This window comes from Rhizobium aureum (assembly GCF_030182495.1).
GTDB classification, from domain to species: domain Bacteria; phylum Pseudomonadota; class Alphaproteobacteria; order Rhizobiales; family Rhizobiaceae; genus Rhizobium; species Rhizobium tropici_C.
Map to the genome: position 1 here is coordinate 868,577 of NZ_JAQJCI010000001.1, position 26,384 is coordinate 894,960.

Here is a 26,384-nt window from a genome sequence, read left to right on the forward strand (position 1 = left end):
TGCCCGCGCTGGCGCCGTGCGTAATGCTTTCGGTCGAGTTGTTGCCGCCTTATCGGATGTTTCCGACGAATTGGCTACGCACCCCCGGGACTTACGACTTTCGGTGGTGAGCGCGATCATACCAATGATCAACTGGTGCTTTTGCCCCAGCGTGAAATTCTGCGGTGGACGATCAGGCATCGCATATCGTGCCGTCGTCAGTCGCAGGATGATCTGGAGGGTGACGATGATTGACCGCGAGGCCCAAGCAGAAGCAGGTAGCGCAGCAGGCCTGCACTACGATCGCAACCTTTGCCTTCACGAAATGCTGCGCATGCAGGCTCGGGCGACGCCGGAGGCAACTGCACTTGTGTTCGGCGACACCAGGCTCAGCTACCGTGATCTCGATCGCGTATCCGACGCGCTCGCGTTGCATCTGGTCAGGATCGGCGTGCACAGGGCCGATATTATCGGTCTTTTCCTGCCACGCAGCGCCAATGCCATCATTTGCAAGATAGCGATCCTCAAGGCTGGCGGCGCCTATCTGCCGCTTGATCCCGCCCTTCCGGTCGACCATCTCGATTTCGTCATCGGCGAATGCCTGCCGAAGGTCATCTTCGTCGATTCGGCCTTTGGCGATAAGCTTTGCAATGTGCCGAGCATGAATGCAAAGGTCATCGAGGCAAATGCCATTATCGCCGAGATGGCAAGCCAACCGCGGGTTGCTCCGCCAGCAACGGCGATCACCGGCGCCGATCTTGCCTACATCATGTACACGTCGGGCTCGACCGGGCGCCCCAAGGGAACGATGATCTGCCATCGCAGCATCGCGCGGGTGGCTCTCGACCAGAACTATGCCGATTTTCGCCGCGACGACGTCATTCTTCATGCGGCCACCATTTCCTTCGATGCGTCGACTTTCGAAATCTGGGGCGCGCTTCTCAATGGCTGCACGATGGCAATCATGCCCGATGGCGATTTTTCCATTTCGCGCCTGTCCGACTTCATGCGGGCGACGGACGTCAGCATCTCCTTCCTCACGACGGGGCTGTTCAATCTCTTTGCCGATCATGTCCGCACACCCCTGCCGAAGCTTCGCCATGTTCTTTTCGGCGGCGAAGTCGGATCGGTCGTTCATGCCCGGCGCTTTCTCGAGCACCATCCCGGCTGCAAGCTCACCAATATCTACGGCCCAACCGAGACGACGGTCTTTGCCACCGCGTTCCCCGTCCTGCCCAGTTTTTCAGGCGGAGAGCTGCCGATCGGCAAGGCAATCGCGCATACTGGCGTCGCCATATTGGACGAGGAGTTGCGCATCGTCCCGCCGGGGATCGAAGGCCAGCTGGCAATATCGGGCGATGGCCTGGCCATCGCCTATTTCAAGCGCCCGGAGCTGACAGAGCAGAAATTCGTGACCATTGCCACGAAGGACGGCGCGGCGCGCTTCTATCTGACCGGCGACATGGCCTCCATGAAGCCGGATGGCACCGTTACCTTCAAGGGACGGCGCGACCGGCAGGTCAAGATCAACGGCAAGCGGATAGAGCTCGATGAGATCGAAACCGCGCTCAGGCGCGATCCGCGTCTTGCCGATGGCATTGTCCTTTGCCATGTCCAGGGCGAAAACCTGAAACGCATCGTTGCCTATCTATGCCCTAAGGAAAGCCATGTAGGCGCAGGCGCCGACCTCGTGCAGGGCGTCATGGCGACGCTGCGCATGGCACTTCCGGCCTATATGATCCCAAGCGCCGCCGTCATCGTCGATACGCTGCCGCTCACGGCAGCCGGCAAGGTCGACCGCTCCAAACTCTTGCCGCCGCCCGTCGAAATGCAGACGAAGCCCATGGATACCAGGAGCCGGACGGAAGAGCTGCTGACGACGCTGTGGCAAGATGCATTGAGCCTTGCCGGCGTCGATGTCGACCGAAACTTCTTCGACCTTGGCGGCACCTCCCTACAACTGATGGAAATTCATGCCGGTCTTGAAGAAGCGCTCGGTCGTCCGATCGACGTGGTTGCGCTGCTGCGCCATCCGACCATCCGAGAACTGGCCCTTTACCTGGACGGCAGGACGGCCGGGCCGACGCGGATCGCCGCGGCCGCTCAGCGCGCGGCCCTGCAGAAGAAGGCAATCTCTCACATGCGCAGGAGCTCCTTATGAAACGAAATCACCAAGAGAAGGGCGAACAGCGTGATTTCGAGGAGAATGAAGATCTGAACGGGCAAATTTCCGGGCACATCGCCATTATCGGCATGTCCGGCCGTTTCCCCGGCGCCCCTTCCGTCGATGAACTCTGGAAGCTCGTGCTCGAAGGGAAGAACGTCTTTTCCCGCTTCTCGCCGGATGAAATCGAAGACGCATTCACCGACGAGGAGCGGGCGCAGCCGAATTATGTCGCAGCAAGGCCTCATCTCGAGAATGCCGATATGTTCGACGCCGAATTCTTCGGCATGTTTCCACGCGAGGCTGCCGTCACCGATCCGCAGCATCGCATCTTCCTGGAAATATGCTGGGAGGCGCTGGAGGACGGGGGCTACGATCCGCAGCGCTATGCCGGCCCGATCGGCGTCTTCGCCGGCTCCTCGATGCCGACCTATCTGATCAACAATGTTCTGCACGATCGCGCCAAGGCGGAAGAGTTCACGTCGAACTACCAGATCGGCTCGTTCCACGAGCTCGTCGGCGCGCTCAACGATACGCTCGCAACCCGCGTCGCCTACAAGTTCAATCTGCGCGGCCCCGCCTTCACGCTGCAGTCCGCATGCTCGACCTCGCTTCTCGCCGTTTCACAGGCGTGTCAGAATCTGCTCACCTATGGCTGTGACATGGCTCTTGCGGGCGGGATTTCGGTGACCATTCCGCAGAAAAGAGGCTACATCTATCAGGAAGGCGGCATGGCCTCGCCGGACGGCACTTGCCGGCCTTTCGACGCCGACGCCGCCGGAACGGTCTTTGCCAGCGGAGCCGGTGTCGTTCTCCTGAAGCGTTACGAGGATGCGGTGCAGGATGGCGATCACATCTATGCGCTCATTCGCGGCTACGGCATCAACAATGACGGCAGCGACAAGATCGGTTTCACCGCGCCGAGCGTGGACGGGCAAGCCGAAGCGATCGCCACCGCGATCGCCAATGCGGGCGTCGATCCCTCGACGATCGGCTATATCGAATGCCATGGCACCGCAACGCCGCTTGGCGATCCCATCGAGTTCAATGGATTGACGAGAGCCTTCGCGGATGGCGCGCGGGGAACTGCCGGCTGCGCACTTGGATCGGTCAAGGGCACCATCGGCCACACGGATGCCGCAGCCGGCGTAACCGGGCTCATCAAGACGGCGCTGGCGCTTCACAGCGCAAAAATCCCGCCGATGCCGAATTATCGTCGGCCCAATCCCCGCATCGATCTCGATGGAAGTCCCTTCTACATTCCGACCGCAGTGACCGACTGGCCGCAGGGGCAGGCGCCGCGCAGGGCCGGGGTGAGCGCCTTCGGCGTGGGCGGTACGAATGTCCATGTCGTTTTGGAGGAGGCTCCTCATCCATCGACTACGCCCAAAGAGGTAGAGGGGCATTATATCCTCCCCCTTTCGGCGCGCAATAAACCGGCTCTTGCGCAGATGCGTACCAATTTGAGCAATCATCTCGCTGAGAATCCGAAGCTTTCGATCGCGCAGCTCGCCAGCACGCTGCAAACGGGTCGGCGCGAGTTCGGCCATCGGCTGGCGGTTGCCGCCGGAAGTGCCGAGGAAGCAATCATCAAGCTGACGACGGACAGCTATCAACCCCTTGTTGCGGTAGATCAGCCGCCGGTCGCCTTCATGTTTCCCGGTCAGGGTGCGCAATATGTCGGCATGGGTGCCGGCCTCTACAGCTCCGAGCCGGAATTCGCCCGCTGGATCGATCGCGGCTCCGAGCTTCTGAAAATGACGCTCGGGCTCGACCTGCGCGACTATATCTGCCACACCGGCTCCGTGACGCAGGCGATCGCCGACGAACAGCGTGAAACCCGCATCGCTCAACCCTGTCTCTATCTTGTCGAATATGCGCTTGCCCGATTGTGGCTCAGCCGCGGTGTCAAGCCGTATGCCATGATCGGTCATAGCGTTGGCGAGTTTGTTGCCGCTACACTCGCCAACGTCATTTCCTTCGAAGACGGACTGCGCCTCGTGGCCAATCGCGGGCGGCTGATGCAGCACCAGCCGCAGGGCGCGATGGTCTCCGTTCGCGCCGACGCCACGACGACGGCTTCCTATCTGCAAGGCGATGTCGAAATTGCCGCGATCAATGCTCCGAAGCTCTGCGTCATCTCCGGCCCGTTCGCCGACATCGACAGGGTGTGCACGGCGCTTGAAGCCGCCGAGATAGCCTTCAGTCGCCTGCACACATCGCACGCCTTTCATTCGGTCATGATGAAGGATGCGGCTCTTGCCCTGCGCCAGGAGACGGAGAAGGTGACCTACGGCACCGCGACGCTCCCCTTCATCTCGTGCGTGACGGGCGACTGGCAAACCGCCGAGCTGATGACGTCTCCCAACTATTGGGCGATGCATTGCCGCGATGCCGTCCACTTTGCCGATGGCCTGGTCACGCTGTGCCGCGACCGCAAACCGCTTCTTCTCGAAGTCGGGCCGGGGCGGACGCTTTCGGTGTTTGCCGCGCAGACGATCACCCGTGACGGTCTTGCCGCCGTCGTGCAATCCCTGCCGGAGCATGACCGGGCCTCCGCTGCTGCCGAAACGCTCGCTGAAGCGCACGGCAAGCTATGGATGGCGGGCTGCCGGCTCAACTGGCCGGCTCTCCCGCCGGCTGCACGGCAGCGACTGTCCCTGCCCACCTATCCGTTCCAACGCCAGCGTCATTGGCTCGATGCGCCCCGATCCGCGCGTCGCGCATCGAGCCGGAGCGCCCATGCCAATCCGGAGAGCTCTCCTGAAAGCGAACCCCTTGTCTCTGACGTCAACCTCACCGAGGAGAAACGAGCGATGAATGTTGCAGCATCAATTTCCATCTCCAGCCGCCTGCCGCAATTGGAAACGGCTCTTCTGACGCTATTGAGCGATATGTCAGGTGAAACGCTTGGTCCCGACGAACGGGCGGCGACATTCCTGGAATTAGGCTTCGATTCCCTCTTCGTCGGTCAGTTTGCGCAACGCATCGAAAAAGACTTCAAGGTCAAAATCTCCTTCCGGGAATTGCTGAGCGATATCCCTTCCGTTGCCGATCTGGCCGTCTACCTCGATCAGCAAATGCCACCCGAGGCAATCAAGGCGGCGGAACCCGTACTATCCACCCCCCAGGCTGCGGCCGCGCCGATGCCGGCCGTATCGGTACCAAGCGTGTCAGCGCCAATCATGCCTGTCGCTACACAGGCATCCGCCATGCCAGCTGCAGCATCTGACCTCGCCACCGTGCTGCAATCCCAGATCCAGATGGCGCAAACCCTGTTCTCTCAACAGCTGCTGATGCTGCAGGCCATGCAGGGTGGCGCCCAGGCATCCTCGACGCCGAGCGTGATGCCAGTGGCACCCATTGTACCGGCGCCGCAACCGGCAGTGAGTGCGCCCCTCGCCCCCGCCGCCGTGGAAAGCGATTTCGGCACCGAACGCATCAAACTCTATCGTCCGAATGCCAAGAGCCTGGCGCCGGAGATTACCGCGGCCAAGCAAGATTTCATCACCAGCCTCACCAGGGCCTATGAAACCAAGAATGCCAAATCGAAGAGCTTTACCCAGGGTCATCGCGGGCATCTGGCCGATCCCCGTTCCGCCTCGGGCTTCCGAGCAGACTGGAAAGAGATGGTGTTCCCGATCGTCTGCGATCATTCCAAAGGCGCTTACATCTGGGATATCGACGGCAATCAGTATGTCGATCTGGTCAACGGTTTCGGGCAGACGGCCTTCGGCCATGCGCCGGATTTCGTCATCGACGCCGTCAAGGCTCAGGCCGACCGGGGATTTGCCATCGGCCCGCAGACGCCGCTTGCCGGTGACGTCGCAAAGATGATCGCCGACGTGACCGGCCACGAGCGGGTCACCTTCTGCAATACCGGTTCGGAAGCGGTCATGGCTGCGATGCGGCTTGCGCGCGCCGTCACCGGCCGTGATCGGGTCGTGGTCTTTGCCAATGATTATCACGGCCAGTTCGACGAAGTTCTGGTCAAGGGCCGCAATCGCGCCGACAAGCCGATCGCCCTGCCCGTCGCTTCCGGCATTCCGATGGCCTCTGTGTCGAATATGACCGTGCTACGCTACGGCGCTCCGGAAAGCCTCGACTTCATCCGCGCCAACGCCGCCGATATAGCAGCCGTCATCATCGAGCCGATCCAGAGCCGTCATCCCGAATTGCAGCCGCGCGAGTTCGTGCTGGAACTGCGCGACATCGCCACCAAGTCCGAATTCGCTCTGGTCTTCGATGAGGTCGTCACGGGCTTTCGCGTCGATCCCGGCGGCATGCAGGCGATCTGGGGCATCAAGGGCGATATGGCGACCTACGGCAAGGTCGTCGGCGGCGGAATGCCGATCGGCGTGCTTGTCGGCAGCCCGCGTTTCATGGATGCGCTGGATGGCGGCTATTGGGCTTACGGCGACAGCTCCGTGCCCATGACGGCGCCGACATTCTTTGCCGGCACCTTCGTGCGCCACCCGCTGACGCTTGCCGCCGCCAACGCCGTGCTGCACCACATCAAGGGAGAGGGTTCCGCTCTCTACAGCCGTGTCGCCGAACGAACCGAAGCATTGGTCGCGGAGATCAAGGCCGATCTTGCCAGACGCGGCATCGCCGATGTGGTCCATGGCTACAAGAGCTGGTTTGCCACCGACTTTTCCAGCCAGGATCCGCTCGGCGCGCTGTTCTATGCCCAGATGCGGCTGAATGGCGTCCACATACAGGATGGCTATCCCTGCTTCCTGACGACAGCCCACAGTGAAGACGACTTCCGCACGATCGCGAAAGCCTTCCGCGACAGTCTCGACGCCATGCAGCGGGTCGGAATATTCACCGCAAGGGAAGAATCGTCCGTATCGGCAAAGCCGATACAGGCATCCCTGGCAAGGCCGGAATCCGCGCCGCTGACGGAGGCGCAAACGGAAATATGGCTCGCAGCCCAGGCGGGCGACGAAGCCTCCTGCTCATTCAACGAGTCCTTTTCGCTGACGCTGGAAGGAACCCTCGACGAGGCAGCCATCCGGAAGGCTATCGATACGGTCATTGCGCGCCATGACGCGTTTCATATTCGCTTCGACCGCGGCGGCGAGTCTTTCCGCTTCATTCCGGATTTCAAGCTCGACGTGCCGATCCTTGAGGATATCGATGACCAGGGTCTTGCCATTCTCATAGACGACGACGCCCATACGCCCTTCGATCTCATCAACGGCCCGCTGGTTCGCGCAAGCATCGTCAAGCTGGCATCCGACAGGCACGTGCTGGTCTTCACGGCCCATCACATCATCTGCGACGGCTGGTCGATCAACACTTTCGTCGAAGAGCTTACCGCTGCCTACGAGGCCTACAGGACGGGCAATGTTCCGGAATTCCAGCCGGCCCTTTCCTTCGCCACCTATTCGACGGATCTTTCCCCCAGGCCGGAGAAATCCCAGGCGACGGAACAGTTCTGGCTCGATCAGTTCAAGACGGTTCCGGACCTTCCCGACCTGCCGCTCGATCGGCCGCGTCCGGAATATCGCAGCTTCGCAGGCGGCAGCTGCACCGGCTATATCGATGCCGATGTCTACAAGGCGCTGAAGAAGAAGGGAGCCAAATCCGGCGCCACCCTGTTCTCGACGCTGCTCGCAACCCTCCAGGTCATGATATCGCGGCTGTCGGGCCAGAACGATATCGTCATTGCCATTCCATCAGCCGGTCAAAGCCTGCTCGACGGCCAGATTCTCGTTGGCCATTGCGTCAACCTGCTGCCGCTGCGCCAGGCTATCTCGCAGACCGAGCCGTTTACGGATCATTTGAAGGCAACGCAGCAGTTGGTCTTCCAGGCCTTCGAACACCAGGATTACACTTACGGCACGCTGGTGCGCAAACTGGATACGAAGCGCGATCCGCGCCGCCTGCCGCTCACCGAAATACAGTTCAATCTCGAACGCATGGCCGGCGGATCATCCTTCGGCGATCTCAAGCCGACCATGGAGCCGAACGCGAAGGCTTTTTCCAATTTCGATCTATTTTTCAACATGATCGAGGCGCCCGACCACATCCGCATTGATGTCGATTACAATGCCGATGTCTTCGACCGTTCGACCGTGGAACGATGGATCGGTCACTTCTCGACGCTCGCCACCACCTTGGCCAAGGACATGGATCACAAGATCGGTGAACTGTCGCTTTTGTCGGCGGAGGAGAAATCCTGGCTGGTCGACGATCTCAATCGTACGGCTGTACCTTACGACCACGATCAGTTCGTCTTCTCGCTCTTTTCCAAACGGGCAGCCGAACAGCCGAACGCCGTCGCCGTGCAACATGACGGTCAGACGCTGAGCTACGGCGAGCTGGAGACGCGCTCGAACCAGCTTGCTCTCTACCTTCAGATGGTGCTTCCGGATCCTGGCCAGCGGATTGCCATATTGGTCGAGCGTTCGCTGAACATGATCGTCGCCCTGCTTGCGGTCATGAAGGCAGGACACACCTATGTCCCAATGGATCCCGCTCACCCGGAACCTCGCCTGCTGCAGACGCTGGATATCGCCCGCATCGGCGGCTTGATTTGCGACGGCGACGACATGGCACGGCTTGCCTCCAAGGATATTCCCGTTATCCGGCTCGACCAGGATGCCAAGGCGATCGGCTCGATGACCGGCCTTGCCCTTAAAACCTTACCTGTTGATACGACCGCATCCGCCTATATCATCTTCACCTCCGGTTCGACCGGCATGCCGAAGGGGGTCGAGGTTTCGCATCGATCCCTGACGAACTTCCTTCTCTCCATGGCGAAGGAGCCCGGCTTCGGTGCGGATGACACGCTTGTCGCAGTCACAACCATCTCGTTCGACATAGCCGGTCTGGAACTGTACCTGCCGCTGATATCGGGCGGAAAGGTCGTCATCGCCAGCCGCAGCCAGGTCCAGGACGGCTTCGAGCTAGTCAAGCTCATCGACGAACATGATGCCACGGTGCTGCAGGCCACGCCAACACTTTGGCAGATGCTGGTCGAAGCCGGCCTGAAGGAGCGGCGGACACTGAAAATGCTCTGCGGCGGCGAGCCCCTGCCCAGGGAGCTGGCGCGCTCGCTGCTTGGTATCGGCGGCGAACTCTGGAACATGTACGGCCCGACGGAAACGACGATCTGGTCGTCGCTGCAACGCATCACGGATGCCGATCAGCCGATTACTATCGGCCATCCCATCGCCAATACCCAGCTTTTCATTCTCGACCAGAGCGAGAATATCGCACCCGTCGGCGTCATCGGCGAGCTGCATATCGGCGGCGACGGCCTGGCGGAAGGTTATTTCGATCGCCTCGATCTCACCGAGAAGGCCTTCGCCCCGCATTGCTTCGCCATCGGCAGGCCGATGCGGCTTTACAGGACCGGCGACGTCGGGCGGCGGCTGGCCGACGGTTCGCTGCAATTGCTCGGCCGGCGCGACCAGCAGGTCAAGCTGCGCGGCTTCCGCATCGAGCTCGGCGATATAGAGGCCGTCATCTCCAAGGCGGAGGGTGTACGCCAATGTGCTACCGTCGTCGCCGAGAACGCCAAGGGCGATCGCTCGCTGGTCTGCTATATCGTGCCTGAAACAGGCGGCAACGATGCATTGACAGCCGATATCGCGGCACATGCCAAGGCCAATCTGCCCGGACATATGGTTCCGAGCTTCTGGGTGCTGGAAAGCGAGCTGCCGCAGACCGCCAACGGCAAGCTTGACCGCAAAACCCTGCAGCAGCGTGGCGTGCCTCAGAGGGGAGCCGCGCCAACCAAGGTCCAGCCAAAAACCGAGATGGAACAGCGGCTGCTGGCGATCTGGCAGGACGTTCTGAACCTTGGCGATATCGGCATGGATGACAATCTCTACGCGCTCGGCGCCGACTCGCTTGCCATCTTCCGCATCGCCGCCCGCATGCGCGACAACGGCCTGCCGCTGGAAGCAAAGCATCTCTTGCGTCATCCGACGATTGCCGCATTGGCTGCCTTTGCCGACAGCCAGACGGAGGCTCCGGCCGATCCCGTTCAGCTGCACATTCCATCACTGCGAGATTTTCGTAACGGCGCACGCCGAGGACTGGGGGCATCTCTATGAGTACAGTCGACAATAGTCCAAGCGGTCCCCTTGCCGAACCGCAGATCATCGGCGAATTTCCCTGTACGCAGACACAGCTGCGCTGCTGGATTCTCGATCAGCTCAATCCCGGCAATCCGGCGCTCAATGTCGCGGTCCGGTGGGAAATCCGCGGTTCATTCAAAGTCGCGACCCTCGAAGCGGCCTTTCGAAAAATCATCCAGCGTCATGAAATACTGAGAACCCGCTTCATCGAAAAAAGTGGCCAGCCATTCCAGCAGGCCGTCAGCGACGTCAATTTCAAGATGTCGGTGATCGATCTGCGCGGCATGCCGCCGGAGCAGCGCCAGGCACGCATCCTGTCGATCGGCGAGGAGACCGCGCAAGCGCCCTTCGATCTGAGCGTTCCGGGCCTCTTCCGCGTCACGCTGCTGATGGCCGAAAACGAACGCGGCTTTCTGTTGATCACCGCGCATCAGAGCTGCTTCGACGGCTGGTCCATCCGCGTCCTCGGGCGGGAAGTCGGCGAAATAGCGGCTGCGATCGATGCGGGACGCGCGCCGGTCCTGCCGGAACTGCCGCTGCAATATGGCGATTATGCTCTCTGGCAGCAGGAATATCTGCAGAGCTATGGCTTCGAGACGGAAAAGGCCTTCTGGCGGGATACGATGCAGGGCGCTCCCTATTTCGAAGTCGCCTCCGACCGGCCGCGCGGTCAGGTCAAGACCAATCGCGGCGATATCCTTGCCATCGCCCAGCCGCCCGCTTTCACCGATCGCATGGATGCGGCGGCACGTGCGCATTGCGTTTCGCAATACAGCTTCGGGGCGGCGGTTCTGAGTGCTGCCCTCCATCGCCTGACACAGGCCCCGACCGTCCTGTTCGGCTCGCAGATCGCCGGGCGTGAGCAAAGCGATCTGGAAGACCTGATCGGCGTCTTCATCAACAATCTGGTCCTGCGCTTCGATTTCGGCTCCGATACCAGCTTTGCCGAACATATCCGTTCCGTCAGTGCGACAATCGAAGGTGCACTGAACCATCAGCGCATGCCGTTCAACAAGCTCGTGGAACTCGTCAATCCGGTGCGCGACCCGGCACGCAATCCGCTGATCTCGGTCAACTTCAACCTGCAGAAAGCGTTTCTCGAGGATCGGCGCTATGGCGGTTTCGAGCTGATCAGCTCGCCCTCGCAGTCTCCCGGCGTCATCTACGATCTGAGCTTCATCATGATCGGCCGCCCAACCGGCTGGCGCATGTCGATCGAATACAATGCCGACCTTTTCGAAGCCAGCACCATCGAAAGCCTCCTGCAACTATGGAGGAACGCTTATGAAATTGCTCTCGATCACCCTGAGGCGCCGCTTTCTTCGCTCGCTGCGCCGGAGCGACACCTGGCAGCTTCCGCCGAGGCTGCGCCGGTGGATGGCGCCGTCACAAGCAAATCGCCGGCGGATACGCGAATGGAAACGCTTGCTGAGCTTTGGAAAGAAGTCCTACAGGTTCCGCAAATACGTCCGGATGATGATTTCTTCGCACTCGGCGGCCACTCGCTCCTCGCGTTACGGCTCCTATCGGAAATACGCACAAGATTCGAAGCAACACCGACATTGCAACTTCTATTCAAGCAGCCGACGTTTGCAGGCTTTGCAGCGGCGATCTTCAATGTCGATACGGCGCCGGCATCACAGGAAAAGCCGGTGAACCCGTGGGAATTGATCACCTGCAAGCATGGTACGGGGACCGGTACGGTTTATACGCTCAATCATCCGTTCCTGTATTATCGCCTCGCCAACGAGCTGCCGGACAGCGTCTCCGTGCATAATGTCAATATGTTCCACGCGAATCTGGCAAACGGTCTGGATCGCCTGAACATCGAGGATATAGCCAGCCACGCGATAGACGCCATGCGGATCGACAAGGCCGTGGGCCGTGTTGCCATCGTCGGGCTCTGCGTCAATGGAATCCTGGCGCTGGAGGTCGGACGGCAGTTGCGGGAAAGAGGTGTCGATGTCGGCACCACGGCAATCATCGATGCATGGGCTCCGGGCTTTTTCATATCCCTGCCGAAACGGGAGCAGGCACGCTGGAACCGTGAACGGCGGCGCAAGCGGCTCGCCTATTTCACCCGAAAACTGCTCTCCGGCCGTATCCGGCCGATCGACTATCTCAAGGAGTTCGAAATCTCACTGTCGCTCCTGAGGCTATTCGGCGTCAAGGCCGGCCAATATTCGCCCGAAGAGGAAGCGAACGAGACCGTCACCAGGTTGCTGGTGGCGGCAGCGCGCCGCTACAAGCCGCCGCAGACGAAGGATCCCAGTGTCGTGCTGCTGCGAAGCAGCGCGACCAATCCTCGGGCACGCAAATTGCGGTTCGGATGGGGTGATGCGATCGGAGACGACTGCCCGGTAGTCGATATCGATGGCTGGCATGAGGATTCGCTCACCAGCAACGGCATCCGCGACCTGGCGTCGACGCTCTCCGGAAAACTCGCCGGCGGCTAGAGCCGCCTGACGGTCTGCAAGGATGCGAGCCATAAAGGGAAGCAATGATGAACGAGACCAAGCCATTGAGGATCGGCATCCTTGTCGCGCGCGGACGTGCGCTCGAGAATTGGGAGCTGATGATCCTGGATCGAATCCTGGCGGAACCCTCTCTGGAGCTCGCCGCGGTCTTCCCCCATCCCGATCCATTCGAGGATGGCACGACGTCGAAGCTGTTATCCTGGGGCGCGAGGCTGGAGGCCGGCACCCTTGCGCGCCAACCGGCCTACTCGCCGAAATATTTCCATAGCCACCGCCATTTTATTGATTGCTACGACACCGACGGCGACAAGAGGTGTGCCACCGAGACCATCACCGGGGCAATGCTGCGCCGTCTGAAGCTTGACCTTGTCATCCGCACGACCCCGAAAGGGATGGCGGACGAGGCAATTGCCGCCCTGCCTTTCGGAGAATGGGCTTTCAATTTCTCCGACCAGCAATCCGCCGAAGCGGATTGGTTCGGATATGCGGAGGTTCTGGCACGTGCTCCGACCGCGGAAATCGCTCTCTATGCAAGATGCGACGGCAAGGCCGATAAGCGGGAGATTGCAAGGGCGGCATTCAACATCAAGCCCAGCGCGGCGAGATTGAGCGCCTTCGTGCGGGAGCGAAGCGTGACACTTCTATTGCGCGAGTTGGCGCGGCTTGCCGACACCAGACAGTTCAATCCGCCCGCTTTTGTCGAGGCCACCGAGGCGCATGCGCCATCATACGGGGACCTCGTTCGCTACGGCTGCATCGTCGCAGGTTCGGTCTCCGCCAAGGCATTCAGATCGATCAAGGCGAGACTCCATTCCGATTCCGCCATATGGACCCTCTATACGGGGTACGGTCAGATCGATGATTTCGATCCGAGCGAGGCGGTCGAGATCCCTCCTTCCGACAACAGCATCAAGGCCGATCCGTTTCTCTTCGAGCACGAAGGCAAATGCTACCTGTTCTACGAGGCCTATGCCCGCGGCGATCGCAAGGCGCATATCGCCGTCGGCCGCTTTGACGGCGATGCGCTCACGCAGGTCGGGGTGGCGCTGGAGCGCCCCTATCATCTTTCCTATCCGTTCATATTCCGCGACGGCGATCAGATCTTCATGATACCGGAAACGCATCAGGCGCGGCGCCTGGAGATCTGGCGGTGCTCCGAGTTTCCGTTGAAATGGGAACTGCATGCCACCGCCTTCGAAGGCCAATCGCCTGCGGACAGCATCCTTATCCGTCATGGCGCCAAATGGTGGCTGTTCACCAACTTGTCGGACTTTCATGCCTACGAAGATCATTGCAGCGAGCTCTATCTGTTCGAGGTCGATGGGCCGGCGCTCACCGGCATCAAGCCGCACAAGCGGAATCCTGTCGTCATCGGCAGCACGGAAGCGCGCGGCGCCGGCCGCATCTTCGAACATGACGGCAGGCTCCTGCGGCCCTCGCAGAACAATGCGCACGGCATCTATGGTTACGGGCTCAACATCATGGAGATCGAAACGTTGACGCTCGACGACTATCGCGAGCGCCGCATCCGTACCATAACGCCCGGCTTCAAGGCTGGACTGCACGGTTGCCACCATTTCGATGCGACGGGCGGCCGCTACATTCTTGATGCGAGATTGACCATCTGACCTGCAGCCTCGCTGCGATAGCGCAGGCGAAGCCGGCGTCCTCCAGTCGAGGCGACAATCGCACCAGCAAAGTTGATCGGTGTCGCAAGCTCCAAAACGATCCAGTTTGCCGGCGCGTCCGGCTCCCCTTCCAGTCGTTCCAATCGCGGTTCCGCCGACCCGTCGACGGTAACGTCGAAGCTATCCAGCGGCAGAGACAGCCCGGCACCATGCGCCTTGATAAAGGCCTCCTTGCGCGTCCAGCAGCGATAGAAACCATCCAGATAGCACTCCGCCGGCAAAGACCGGAGCGTCTCGTATTCCTTGCGTGAGAAGAAACGTTTTGCGACATCTTCCTTCAAGAACCGGATTTCCTCGATGTCGATGCCAAGCTCGTAACGATCGGAGACGGCAAGAACGGCCAGATCGGCGCTATGGCTGAGATTGAAGTGAATCGGGAGAGTGCCGCAAGCCGATACGGAAGGCTTTCCGTGATCGCCATAGGTGAAGCGGATCGCTTGCGGCGGAAGGCCGAGATAGCGACCCAGTATCAGCCGCATCCCGCTTCTTGCCGCGACGAAGCGAAGCCTGTGACGGTCGTGAATGAAGCGGTCCGCCCGAGCGCGTTCGTCAAGGGACAGCAATGTGGTGGACGCGTCGAACTCGATCAGCGGCGCGTCCAGGCTCCAACTCCAGACATCGATAATGTCAGGGCCGATACTCTCCATGCTAGGTTGTTGCATAGAAGAGGTTGGAAGGTATGGATTTGGCCTGTCGCGACATGCGCCGCGCCATATGGGCAACCAGCGCCACGGGATAGTTCTCTCCGAGACTGATGCGGCAGCTGCGCTTCAGAATATCCAGCGTCTGCGCGCAGAGGTCCGGCGTGTACTCGATTTTTCGATCTGTCCAGTGGAACGGATTCATCGCCGGATGGCCGGTGCGCTGCTGCAGGATCGGTTGCCAGTTGGTGTAGACATGGCGGCTGGAATCGAAGAGCCGATAGACGCCGCGCTTGTTTTCCTCGGCGAATCTTTTTGCTTCTTCCGAGGTCTCGAAGATGACGTGAAGCCCCGCCGCATTGCCGACATCGTTATGCGGACCCACCATCAGCCGCGTGTTCTTGGCAAAGATTTCGCTCATCACGTCATAACGCTCGCGCATGCGGGCAATCATCGGATCAAGCTTCTTCAGCTGCACGTTCAGCATCGCCCCCTGGATCTGGCTTGCCTTGAAATTCACGCCCAGCATGGGCGGCTCGTTGGCATTGTCGAGATGACCGCGAAACATGGAGCCGATGTCGTGATACATGCGGGCGCGTGCAAACAGCCGCGCATCATTGGTGACGACCGCGCCGCCCTCGCCGCAATTGATGTTCTTGAATTGATTGAAGCTGAATGCTCCGAAATCGCCGATCGTGCCGACCCGCTTGGTCTTGTAACGCAACCCCACAGCCTGGCAGGCATCTTCGATCACGACGAGATTATTCTCGCGGGCTATGCGCATGATGCTGTCCATGTCGCAGACCATGTTCGACATATGGACAGGAATGATTGCCCTGGTCCGCGGGGTGATCTTACGCTGGATATCCTGCGGATCCATGGTGAGCGTATGGTCGACATCGACCAGAACGGGCACAGCACCGGCTGCCAGAGGCGCAGCAGCGGTTGCGATCCAGGTATAGGCCGGCACAAGCACCTCATCGCCAGGCCCGACGCCAGCGGCCACCAGGGCCGAAATCAAGGCCCCGGTTCCGCTGCTTGTCGTCAGCGCATGCCGCACGCCGAACTTGGTGCAGAAATCGGCCTCGAAACGCCCCAGCGGACCGCCGGTCTCGTCGCTGTATCGTGCCAGTTTTCCAGAAGCAAACACCGGCGCGAGCGCCAACCATTCCCGTAACCCAACCTTGGCCATAGTTTTCGCTCCCCAGGAAACACGGCATTTGCAGGAGAGCCTAGCGTGTGATCGACCCATTTTCAGCATGGCTTTCCGACTGAAAAAGAACATCGCAACCGATCAAAACACCTATCCGAAATCGGTAGATGTCATCCGCGCCTATGCCAATCGAACAATTATCCGAGCGCTCGCGATACTGGTAAAAACGGGAAAAGCGGATGGAAAACGACCATGATGAGCCGCGACTTGAGCTCTATGCCACATGGCATTGAAATATATGCAGATATTGCCATTATCGGCGGTGGTCCGGCAGGCATTGCGATCGCGCGCGAGCTTGCCGATACGCAGATTCGCGTCCTCGTCATCGAAAGCGGTGGCCACGATTACGAGGCCGAGGTCCAGGCGTTGAACGCCGTCGAAAATATTGGGCAGCCTTCCACTTCGGCGGGGGGTACGTCGGAGGGGCGAGGCTATAATGGCAGTCTGGCATGGCTGAACGATATTCCGGCATTCGAGCTGCGAAATCGCATGCTTGGCGGTAGCAGCCATACTTGGATCGGAAAATGTGCCGCCTTCGATGACATCGACTTCGCCAGCCGGCCCTGGCTGCCGCTATCCGGCTGGCCGATCGATCGTCGCGAACTGCTGCCGGCTCTCGAGCGCGCCGGGGAGCTGCTCAATCTCGGGCCTAATCTTTATGATGAAAGCCTGCTTGGCCTGCTGCATTCGCGTCCCGATAATCTCGGTCTGGACACACAACTGCTGCGGCCCTTCTTCTGGCAGTTCAGTCATATGCGCCATCCGCGCGCCGAGCCGACGCGTTTCAATCGTCTTGCCCTCGACATCAGGGCAACGAATATAGATTTTCTAATGCATGCCACGGTGGTCCAGATCAATCTCGACAGTCCCGGCCGGCGAGTGACCTCACTGGATCTCAAAAGCGCGACCGGCCGGAGCGCAAGCGTGCGTGCGGATACGGTCATTCTTTGCGGCGGCGGCGTCGAGAATGCCCGGCTCCTGCTTGCATCGAATTCCGCCCAGTCTGCGGGCATAGGCAACGCGCACGGCGTCGTGGGGCGCTATCTCTGCGATCATCCCCGTACGTCGCTCTGCCGCTTCACAGGGCGTGATATTGACGCCATTGCGCGGCATTTCAATTTCTACGGCCTTGGCCATGGCGGGCGGACGCATTTCTATCTCAGGGGCCTGTCCCTGAGCCCGGAAATGCAGGCGCGCGAAGGCCTCACCAATTGCGCGGCCTATCCCGTTCAAGTCCACGCCGACGACGATCCCTGGGCGGCGCTGAAGCGTTTGACGAAGGGAGCGGGCAAGACAGTCAAGCGCGATCTGCTGGCGGTCGCGAAATCGACCGACATGATCATCTCAGGACTGTATAATCGCCTTGTCCGTAAGCGAGGACTTCCGCATCGTTCGACCGAATTGCGGTTCGATGTCATGGTGGAACAGCAGCTCGATTCCGAGAGCCGCATCACGCTTGCGGACCGGTGCGATCCGTTCGGCCAGCCCCTGTCACGCATCGACTGGAGGATCGGTACGCGCGAGATAGACAGCGTCAAGCGGCTTGCACTGACAATCTCGAATGAATTCACCCGTGTCGGCCTGCCAAAACCACGACTGCCGGATTGGATCCTTGCAGACGGAGCCGGTGCGCAATTCATGGACATGGCTCATCCGTCCTGCACGACCCGCATGGGAACCGACCCGCGAACAAGCGTCGTCGACACCAATGCCATGGTCCATGGCATCGACGGCCTTTTCATTGCCGGCAGTTCCGTGTTTCCGACGCCGGGCCACGCCAATCCGACGTTGATGCTGCTTGCCTTGGCGATCCGGCTCGCCGACCACCTCAAGCAGAGGCACGCGGCCGCGCAAGCGCGCAAGCCGCGCGTCAGCGAACTGGATCTCTCCCTCCTTCAAGGCTACCCAAGCCGGAAATAAAAGCCGGCGCTTTCGCTGCGTCCGAGTTCGGGATGCGTGTCGATTGCGTGCGACAGGGAGGGAATGGACCAGCGATCGACCTGCCTGTATCCGAGCCTTGTGATATCAGCGATGAATTCAGCCTCGTTGCGCATGTGGTAGGGGACGTACGACCCGCCGATTCGTTCAAGCGTAACGACAGTGCTTTCTTTGCGAAGCGCGACTTTATTGAGGATCAGGTGACGTGGCCGAGAGGACATTTTCATCAGGAGGCCGGAGAGCGGCATATCGAGATATTGCATGAGCCCTGATCCGAGGAACAACGGCATCTCGCCCGCATCCTCGATCCGCTCGACAAAACCGAGACCGGTCAGGCCCTCCTTTTGAGCGAGATCCTGTCCGGCATGAACGATGGCGGGCAAATCATAGACAATCCAGCGAAACGAGCCTTCCAGCGGCAGCAACGGGCGAAAGGCGCGATATTTCGTTCCCATATGCCCACCCGCATCGATGAGGCCGTCGATTTCTGGCAACAGGCTGCGAATCCAGAACAGCACCGGATAATCCCACGGCGTTACTTGACACATTTTGGCAAAGGCAACGGTTGCGATCTCCTTGTGATCGTAGCCGGCCAACTCCCGCCTGCGGGCGGCTGCCATGGCCGCCTCGTAAGAACCATAGGCGCCGGTAAATCGTCGCGGAAAAGGGGAAAGGTAGTTCAGCCGTCCTCTTGCGAGCCTGAGGGGCGAAAGTCCGTGGGCGGCGGTTTGCTTCACTCCCCTGAAGACCGTGCGCGCATGGTTCGACCACGATGAACTCGACCACAACGACGTTGCCATCATTTCCCTCCTTGTCCGTGCGAGCCGGTCGCCGCCATTATCGCTTGACCGGTAGAATGGAGGCCGCGCCTCCGAACATCTTTTCCAAAGCGAGTAGCGTGCAGGCGTAGATCGCGCTGCCTGCCGCCACCTGCAGCAGCACGATCAGGATGCGCCGCATGCTGCGCGTCTCGGCAAAATAGCCGAGCCCATAGACCACTGCCGCCATCAGGGCGATCGCGACCACGACATAGCCACTCTTGCGCAAGACCTTTCCCCAGCCGAGGCCCCCATAATTCTTCTGCAGATGCATCGAGGTCAAAAAGGAGATCAATGATGCCGCGCATTGGCCCCATGCCGCCGCCGTGACGCCGAAGGGCGCCAGAAGCAGAATGAGCGAGACGGAGACCAATGCATTGAGCAGCAAGGTCGGGGGCATGCGCCTGATATTGCCTGACAAGGACAGGAGGGCCTCGGTCACATAGCCCGGCGTCAGCAGGACCTGCTTCATGGAGAGGATAGCCACCAGAACGGCGGCCGGTGCCCATTTGTCACCGAGCACGACCTCGATCAGATTGGACGAAATCAGCGAGAGGCCGAGATAGATCGGCGTGGAAATTGCCATGAGAACCATCATGAAAACCGTTGCAGCTGCGCCGGCGTCTCGAACAGGCCTTCCGTCCGAACTCATCACCATCGCCGATCGGCGAAACAGCGTCCAGGCAAGCATCCGCGCCGGCTCGCCGATGAGCTCGGAAAATGCCGCGACGATGCGCTCCGCCACACGATAATAGCCCGCCTCCGCAAGCCCGAGAAAGCTGCCGATCGCCAATGTTCCGGAATAGGAGCGCAGAAAGACGATCAGCCGGTTCGACAGGATATGGCGCGAGAATTCGAGGATCTCGCGGGCAAGGGGCAAGGTCAGATATATTCTGGGGAACCAGCCGAGCACGACCGCGGAAGCGCCAAGGCAGACCAGCTGCGATATGAGCCGGCCGGCCACGAGTGAAAATATGCTCCACCCCAACCACAGTCCCAGCATGGTGCAGCAAAGTCCGGCTATCTCGCTCGCCATCCGGATGACCGCCTGCCGGCGCAGGAGACCTCGGGCAATCAGCAGCCCGTCATAGACGGCATAAAGCGATGACGGCAAGAACCAGCAGCTGAAGAGGACCAGAAGCGCCGCTTCGTGCGGCCGGCGAAAGACAAGCCATGCAGTGGCCGCAGCCGCGAGGCCGACGATCGTCACGAGCATGCCGACAATGATCGAAATCGTGCCGACCTGGTCGAGCTCCCGCGCGCTGCATTCGGCCTTCATGACGAACTCGCCCCATCCACCCTCCGCAATTACGACCAGCATGATCATGATGGCGGAGCTGAAGGCATAGAGGCCGAATTCCGCCGATTCCAGCACGCGAGCGGCAACGAGGAATATAAGGAGCTGGACGACCTGCGCGACGATTTTCGAAACGAGGGTCGATGCTCCGTCGCCGACCACCGACGGCAGGCGAGAGCGGAGCCAATGCCGCAGGCCAGGCCAGCCAACGCTCTTGCGGCGAAACGGGAAATTGTCCATCAGCGCACCATTTCAGCGGCTGGACAGGGGGCGAAACTCGTTTTCAGGCCAGTTGATGAAGAATTTTTCGCGAAATAAAGCAAGAAGTTGCATAGTCTCATCCAGTTTTGCACCAGATAAAATGTGTAGTGTTCCCATTCAGGACATGATTCCGTGCCATGAAGCGCTGCCTGCGAGCAGGGAAAGCCGGAATTATACGATCTTATTTCACGAAGACTTCTACCCTGACCCCCAGAGTCGGATCGAAATTCTCGGCAATAAAAGAGGAGCTTGCCGGCAAACATTATGAAACACCACGCAGAGCCCCTTATGAAAGACGATAACCATGATCCCGTCGCCGCAGGACAGCCGGGCAGATCGAGACAGAAGTACCTCCTTCGGTGGATACTGGTACTCTTCTGTGTCATCGTATGGGTTGCTGTCGCCGCGTTCTTCATTTGGTGAGACGTTCTTTTTCATTGCGCGCGAGCAGGACGACACCGGCGGTTTTGACGAGAATCGCGAAGTCGGTACGCATTGAACGGCTGTGGAAATAATCCACATCGAATTGAACGCGCTCTTCATAGGTGGTGTCGGCGCGGCGGCTGACCTGCCAAAGGCCGGTGATGCCGGGTCGCAAGCCCAGATAGCAATAGAGATCGGATCCGTAGCGCTCGAGCTCCGAGGCGACGACGGGGCGAGGTCCGACCATGCTCATGTCGCCGCGCTGGACATTCAGCAACTGAGGCAATTCGTCGGCACTGCTCATGCGCAGATATTTTCCGAACCAATGAACGCGCGGATCGCTCGTCAGCTTCTGCGTCGACAGCCATTCCAGCCTCCGCTTCTCGTCGCGGGCTAGCAACTCCGCCAGCTGCCGGTCGGCATCCTTGCGCATCGTGCGGAATTTCAGGCATTCGAACGGCTGGCCGTCGCGGCCGATGCGTGTGTGGCGATAGATGATCGGTCGGCCATCGACCAGGAGCAGTATGATCGCAATCAGGAGCAGCGCCGGCGCCAGAAACAGCAATGCCGCTCCGGAAAGAAGAATGTCGACAATGCGTTTGGAGCGGCCCAGCCGTTCCGCCCGCTTCATGTCGCGGCGGGTTCTCTCGCCGTGGGCAACGCCGTCAATAGTCGATAACATGGCTCGGACCCCTAACCAGTCGTATGCTTCTTTCAGAGGCTGCCAGCTGCCCTCATCATTGACAATTGACCCTGCGGGCATTGGGCTAGTCCCATTGGCGTAGGGGAAGAACGCACATCTAACCACAAGCGTCAGCTCCTCTCCTCGATCAGCCGACCCGCAGCCGGAATGTCAGTGTCCATGACAATCCCTGGGCGCATCCCGACCGTATTTGCGCGCTGCAGCACGCCGTCGTAGAGCTTCAGCAGAGCCTCGAGCCATGAAGCCGGCGTGTGAGCCAGGTCGCCAGACCGGCGGATGCAATTCACACTCATCAAACGGAGTAGCATATCATCGCTCGCAAGCCTGCGTATACCGCTTGCGAGCGTCTCCACCTTGCCGCTTTGAAACGTAAGGCCACAGCCAAGCGTTGCAATCTCTTCACCCAAAAGTGCCGCGTCGGGTAGAATGACGGGTATGCCGCTTGTCACCGCTTCAAGAGCCGCCAGGCCGAACGGTTCAGGAACCCGCGACGAAACGACGAGCGCGCGCGCCTCCTCGAGAATGGCGCGCATCTCGTCCTTGGATTTCCAGCCGTAAATCATGACCTCCGGAAAATCCTTCTCCAGGCGCGCCCGGCCGGCGCCCTCACCTATGATATGCAATTTGACGCCGGCGAGCCTTGCCGCGATCGCCGCGTCTTCGAACCCCTTTTCCGGCTCAAGCCGGCCGACGAAGAAGAAATCGCGCTTTTTCCATGGATCCGTCGGTCGTGCGAGGAAGGGTTCGACCGGATTGCGGATCGTTTCTATGTTGCTCGTCTGTACTTGCCCGCGCTCGAAATAATCGCGCATGCGTTGATGGACGACCACAATATTGGCGGCAACCTGCCGGACGGGATAGTAGTGCTCCCGCACAAGATGGCGCGCGGATCGCCAGATCTTCTCGTGATAGCCGCGCTTGTCGCAGTTTGTCGTCAGACATGCCATCGACATCGGCGCCAGAGGGCAGACCTGGTTTTTGCGGTAGTTGGCGAACCCTCCATTGGGACAGGAGAGAAAATAGTCGTGAGCGTGCAGGACGACGCGCTCGCGGACGGGCCACAGGGCGCGAAAGATCGAAGGCGACAGGATCTTCGACCAGCCATGGACGTGATAAATGGTGCCCGCGGTATCGACGCGCGAAATAAGATCCTTCAGCGAGGCATGAGCTTGCCGGCTGTAAAGGCCGCTGGCGAATGCACCGAGACGCGATTGCTGCATCAGCGGCCGCGCTGCCAGATTGACAGTTTCGGGTGCTGGTGGATCCGAGCCGGCGTCATCGCCGGCGAAATAGGTTACCGCAACCCCTGCTTTTTGCAGCAAATCGGCCGAAAGAACCGCAAGATTGGATGCTCCGCCCACCCGGACGGAGCGATCATTGATGACGACGACGCGATCAAGGCCAAACGGAGGTACCACCGCACTATTCCAACGCTTCGATATTCTGTGGCGCCAGCCTGCCCTTGAGCAGATCGCGCAATGCGATAACATTGCCCTTCAATCGTCCCTTGCGATCGACCCAGGGCTCCGGCCGCCAGACCTTTATGAGATTGGCGACAAGATTGCGGCCGATCTGCGCTGCCGCCTGCGGCACGCTCATGGTCCGCTTGCGCATGAGATAAAGCGGGTTGGCGATCTGCGAATAGCCGAGACGGACGCCGCCGGCCCGGCCGCCCTTCGTACCGAGATGAACGCCTTCCAGCTGTCTGGCGCTGACAACCTGGCCATAATGGGCGACCAGCCTGCTGAAATCGACATCCTCAAGCCAGCCATAGAAAGGCAGGTTCTCGTCGAAGCGCAAAGCGGCGGCCCTGACGATGGCCATGCGGATTGCCATGTTGCAGCCATAGGCATTGTAGATCGGCCGAAGTTGCATGGCAGGCTCGGATCGCCGCCGGCGCTTGCCATCGACCAAGCGTAAGCCATCGCGAACAGAGATACCAGGCCCGGTGATTCCGTCCGCCAGGACCTTGCCGCTGCACATGGCAACGTCAGGCTGGAGCTGGAACAGCCGTTCCGTCTCCTCGACATAGGTCGAGGTCATCAGAAAATCGTCGTCAAGGAACAGAACGATATCGGCATCCTGCACATTGTCGAGGATCCTGTTGCGCTGGCGGCAGAGGCCACGCTCCGAGATCAGAACCTGGACCGGAATGTCGAGATTCCGAAGGCAGCTTGGATCGATATCCTCCGGTGAGGACAGACAGACAACGATCTCGTCCGGCTTGCGCGTCTGGTTGGCGATATGCGGGAGAATGGACGATAGGATATCGCGGCGGCCCGAGCTTGCAATGCCGATGGCGATCTTCAAGGGACGGCTCGTCGCGTGACCCGTCAGGCGCCTTGCGGACGCGCGCAGCGGACGCCCCTCCTGCCTGCGGCGCCAGAGGCGTATCGGTTGGCGACGGCGCTTCTCGTAGCTGCGGTTGGCGATGATGCCGAGGATATTGATCGCCGACGTGCCGAAGCTTGCAAGCGCATCCGACAATCGTTCGACGGTCATCTTGTTCGTCTGGCCGACGACCACGACGATACCTTCGAGATAGGTGCAGATGACGCGGGTATCGGCGGAATCCTCGAAAGCCGACATATCGACGATGACGACCTTGTATTGCCGCCGCAGCAGATCGATCTCGGCCTTCAGCGCCGGCAGATGCCCATAGCGCTGGAAGGCGGCGACGGATTTTTCGGTCTCGTCGACGGTGACGACCGGAACACCACCATGGCCGTGCACGATTCCCGCCTCGGGCTCGTGATCGGCCTTCGCGACGAGCAGGCCACCCTCCTGGGCAACGGCATAGCGGCGCGGCACATCATTGATGCTCAGCGCCTCCATGCCGAATTCCGTGCCGGACTCGGTCACGACGCAGCTCAGTCGGGCATTGAGGAAGTCGGCATCGATCAACACGACGGATGCGCCTTCATGCTGGTAGAGTTGGGCGAGATTGGTGGCGATCGTGGTCTTGCCTTCGCCGGTGCCGACCGAGGTGATGCCGACCACCATCGGCGCGTTTGGGGGGAATGCTGAGTCGATCGAATGCTTGACGCCGCGCAGCGCCTCGGAAAATTGCGAATAGGGCGTATCGAGCACGGATCTGAGCGGCAGCATCGTTCGCCGCCATGTGGCATTCGCCGCCACCATGCTTCCGGGCAGGAACGAGGGGCTCACATAGACGGGAACATGGCCGAGAGAGCTGATCCCCAATTCGCGCCGCAGTTTCTCGCTGGAACTGACGCGCCGGTCCAGGCCATCCCGCAAAAGTGCCGCCATGACACCGGCCGCAAGACCAAGCATGGCAGTAAAAGGCAATACGAAGGAGGATTTAGGCCAGGTCTTCGAAAGCGGCACCGCGGCAGCCGTCACGACGCGAACATTGCCAAGCGGAAAGGATTCCTTCTGCAGCGCGCCGATCAGCTGCTGCAATATGCTCTCATACATCCGGCGATAGGTGGTGGCTCGGCTTTCCATCTCCGACAGCTCCACCCGCGCCAAATTCTTGTCGGTGCCGGCATCCTTCAATGAGGTCAACTCGTTGCTCAGAAGCTTCTCGCGGGTCTTGGCGACATCCAGATTTGCCTTGTAGAGTGCCTGGATGCGCTCGAACTCCTTGCGCATGTCACCCTTTACCCGATCGATTTCCTGCTGGGCGGCAATGATGGCGGGATTGTCGGCATCATACCGGCTTCTCAGGTTGTTGAGCTTGGTCGTCGCTGCTCCGAGATCCTCCTGGAGCTTCTGTATGCGCGAATTGTTCATCGTCTCGTCGACATCCCCCTCGATCTTGCCGCCCCCCATGAGCTGGTTGAGGGTCTCGAGCTTGGCCGATTCGGCCGCGGTCTGCGCCTTGGCAGCAACGGCCTGGCTGCTGATCTCGGACAATTGCTGCTGATCGAGGGATGAGGAGTTACTGATCTCCATGATGCCGTTCTTGGCGCGAAATTCCTCCACGCTCATGGATGCTTCACGCGCCTGCCTGCCGACTTCGATCAGGCGCGTCTCCAGCCATCTGGCGCCGCTTTGCGCGGCGGAAGCGCGTTCGGACAGGCCGGTGCTGATATAGGCTTTCGCAATGGCATTTGCCGCCTGCGCCGCCTTGTTGGGATCGACCGAGCTGTACCCGATCTCGAGAATATAGGACTGGCCGACGCGATTGACGGAAACCCGAGAGAGGAATGACGCCATGGTCCGGCGCATCACGTCGTCACTGGTTTCCGTCTTCACGCCATCGTCGCCATGCCTGAAATAATTGACGATGGCGCGCATCTTGTCGCGCAGGCTCGCCTGCCATGACATGCCGCCTATGATTTCCGGATCTTCCGTGAGGTTGAGTTTCTGAACGACGGCGCGCGCGATCGCTTCCGATTTGACGATCTCGACCTGGCTTGCAATTTCGGCGGCCTCGATGATGACCGTGCCGGTGAATGCATCCTGCGAGACGATGCGTCCCTGATCCGGATCCATGACGAGGCGTGTGGTCGCCAGATAGACCGGCTTGGTTGTGGCCATGTAGAAGACGCCGGCGCCAAGGCCGAGCGCGGTGAACAGGGTAAAAAGCAGCCAATGGCGCTGCACGAAACGCCAGACGTCGCGAAACGAAATATATTCGTCGTCCCCCATGCTCTTGCTGTCCGACGGCATGCTGCGCAAGCCTTTGCCGATCTCGTGAACTGCCATGACTATCGCCCC

Annotated in this window: 12 protein-coding genes; 5 read left to right on the forward strand and 7 right to left on the reverse strand. The window is 60.2% G+C overall.

Going from position 1 to position 26,384, the window contains the following annotated elements; genetic code table 11:
* The first annotated feature begins 226 nt into the window (after nt 1-226).
* Genes PH552_RS04085 through PH552_RS04100 form a run of 4 tightly spaced genes read left to right on the forward strand, consistent with a single transcriptional unit; the run spans nt 227 to nt 14,344 of the window.
* The gene (locus PH552_RS04085) at nt 227-2,140 is read left to right on the forward strand and encodes a non-ribosomal peptide synthetase (RefSeq protein ID WP_113248934.1); all 1,914 of its coding nucleotides are present in this window, start codon (nt 227-229) and stop codon (nt 2,138-2,140) included.
* On the forward strand, nt 2,137-10,215 hold the full coding sequence (locus PH552_RS04090) for a non-ribosomal peptide synthetase/type I polyketide synthase (RefSeq protein ID WP_113248935.1): 8,079 nt from the start codon (nt 2,137-2,139) through the stop codon (nt 10,213-10,215). Before PH552_RS04085 ends, PH552_RS04090 begins: the two co-directional genes overlap by 4 nt.
* Nucleotides 10,212-12,695: a condensation domain-containing protein gene (locus tag PH552_RS04095; protein WP_113248936.1), complete on the forward strand. Its 2,484-nt coding sequence runs from the start codon at nt 10,212-10,214 to the stop codon at nt 12,693-12,695. Before PH552_RS04090 ends, PH552_RS04095 begins: the two co-directional genes overlap by 4 nt.
* Nucleotides 12,696-12,742: 47 nt before the next feature.
* A complete protein-coding gene (locus tag PH552_RS04100) occupies nt 12,743-14,344 on the forward strand; it encodes a glucosamine inositolphosphorylceramide transferase family protein (RefSeq protein ID WP_285165526.1) in 1,602 nt (533 codons plus the stop codon).
* On the opposite strand, the gene PH552_RS04105 is transcribed toward PH552_RS04100, so the two are convergent.
* Both PH552_RS04105 and PH552_RS04110 read right to left on the reverse strand, forming a co-directional pair.
* The gene (locus PH552_RS04105) at nt 14,314-15,051 is read right to left on the reverse strand and encodes a 4'-phosphopantetheinyl transferase family protein (RefSeq protein ID WP_113248938.1); all 738 of its coding nucleotides are present in this window, start codon (nt 15,049-15,051) and stop codon (nt 14,314-14,316) included. The genes PH552_RS04100 and PH552_RS04105 overlap by 31 nt on opposite strands.
* Before the next feature lies 1 nt (nt 15,052).
* Nucleotides 15,053-16,237: a DegT/DnrJ/EryC1/StrS family aminotransferase gene (locus tag PH552_RS04110; protein WP_112345671.1), complete on the reverse strand. Its 1,185-nt coding sequence runs from the start codon at nt 16,235-16,237 to the stop codon at nt 15,053-15,055.
* Nucleotides 16,238-16,450: 213 nt separating this feature from the next.
* Here PH552_RS04110 and PH552_RS04115 point away from each other — a divergent pair, with 213 nt between their 5' ends.
* Entirely contained in the window at nt 16,451-18,178 is a 1,728-nt protein-coding gene (locus tag PH552_RS04115; protein ID WP_285165527.1) for a GMC oxidoreductase, read from the forward strand.
* Here PH552_RS04115 and PH552_RS04120 read toward each other — a convergent pair.
* The 5 genes from PH552_RS04120 to PH552_RS04140 all read right to left on the reverse strand — a co-directional run bounded on the left by PH552_RS04120 (nt 18,160) and on the right by PH552_RS04140 (nt 26,372).
* Nucleotides 18,160-18,996, reverse strand: coding sequence for a methyltransferase, TIGR04325 family (locus PH552_RS04120; protein WP_183761997.1), 837 nt, complete (start codon nt 18,994-18,996; stop codon nt 18,160-18,162). The two genes, PH552_RS04115 and PH552_RS04120, sit on opposite strands and share 19 nt — an antisense overlap.
* Nucleotides 18,997-19,033: 37 nt before the next feature.
* Nucleotides 19,034-20,551, reverse strand: a complete 1,518-nt coding sequence (locus PH552_RS04125; protein ID WP_113248941.1) for an oligosaccharide flippase family protein — start codon at nt 20,549-20,551, stop codon at nt 19,034-19,036.
* Between the two features lie 433 nt (nt 20,552-20,984).
* Nucleotides 20,985-21,677, reverse strand: a complete 693-nt coding sequence (locus PH552_RS04130) for a sugar transferase (protein WP_113248942.1) — start codon at nt 21,675-21,677, stop codon at nt 20,985-20,987.
* Between the two features lie 131 nt (nt 21,678-21,808).
* Nucleotides 21,809-23,116 (reverse strand): glycosyltransferase family 4 protein, encoded by a 1,308-nt coding sequence (locus tag PH552_RS04135; protein ID WP_285165528.1) that lies wholly within the window; start codon nt 23,114-23,116, stop codon nt 21,809-21,811.
* 4 nt (nt 23,117-23,120) lie between these two features.
* A complete protein-coding gene (locus PH552_RS04140) occupies nt 23,121-26,372 on the reverse strand; it encodes a nucleotide-binding protein (protein WP_183762003.1) in 3,252 nt (1,083 codons plus the stop codon).
* Nucleotides 26,373-26,384: the final 12 nt, after the last annotated feature.